A 1,175-nucleotide genomic window follows, 5' to 3' on the forward strand; every position below is an offset into this window, starting at 1 on the left:
CCTTTCAGTGCGAAGCTGTGCTCCATACGCATACCAAACTCTACGGAGTCGTAGATGTGAGTGTTGCCACGGAAGATAGCCAGCTCGTCAACTTTGTGTGCGCCGTTGATGCGGAAGAATTGAACAGCGCGTTGCAGATCACCAAACATAACAGCAATCTTGCCAGCATCATTCAGACCCGGCATGGTCGGGTCAATAACAACTGGGCGGCCCAGCAGTTGACCATCAAAGCCTTCAGTCAGGATATCTTTAATCAGCGGACGACCAGTGGCATCGACCATTGCACCCAGAACGTCATAGGTCTCTTCGTTCATGTACCAAACAGCGGCATTACGATAAGCCATAGCCAGTGCGCGTTTAACAGCTTGCAGTTGCTTCAAGGAGATTGAGTAATCAGTACCAAAGCCCTTAACCATGTCCAGTGCTTGATACTTGTCAAACGCACGTTCTGCGTCAGCTTTGTTGTCACCGAAGTAAGCAAACAGGCCAGGCATTTGCTCACAACCAAACAGGGCATTACGAGCAGCAGCAACGGCCAGTGTTTCCTGAACGTCAGCAGCCAAACCAACCATATCAAAGTCGCCTTCGCGTTTGGCTTCGTTAGTGATTACTTGGAAGGATTCAATGCAGGCGAAGCCAGCGGTGTACCATTCAAACTTAGCTGCACCAGTGTCAGTCAGCATAGCGTTGGCGACGTTTTCGTGACCTACACGCGAACCAGTCTTAGCAACTTGGACACGCTTACGCAGACCACGGGTACTATCAACATCACGAATACCAACTTTGGACAGAATCGGAGAAAAGTCCTTCATCGGTTTGATAATTTCAGCTTCCCAACCTTGTACATACAGCGCAGCCATATCAGCGTTAGTAGAGGCAAATACAGCTTTAGTTTCGCCCATCTGGCCGGAAACAATTGCAGACTTATAAGCTGCGCAGATATCGGTAAATTTAACTTCTTGGTTTTGAGTGGTCATAGAAAAACGTCCTTTTGCTTGAGCGGCTTTTACTTGCTCGATTTCAGATTTGATTGATTCAATGGTTTCATTGGCGGTTTGCAGAGCAGATTTGGTTTTGGCCAGCTCTTGCAGTTGTGATTTAATGCCTTCAACTTCGGCAGTATTCTTTTCAACGAATTCGGCTTGCTTTTGAGCAATGCCTTCGATCATTTGGTT

At 47.5% G+C, this 1,175-nt stretch carries 1 protein-coding gene; it reads right to left on the reverse strand.

What is annotated here, in order from left to right:
• On the reverse strand, positions 1–1,175 hold a 1,175-nt coding region (locus LG31_RS0118565; RefSeq protein ID WP_152598442.1), incomplete at both ends, for a phage major capsid protein.

Source organism: Aeromonas lacus (assembly GCF_000764665.1).
In the GTDB taxonomy this organism is placed as follows: Bacteria; Pseudomonadota; Gammaproteobacteria; order Enterobacterales; family Aeromonadaceae; genus Aeromonas; species Aeromonas lacus.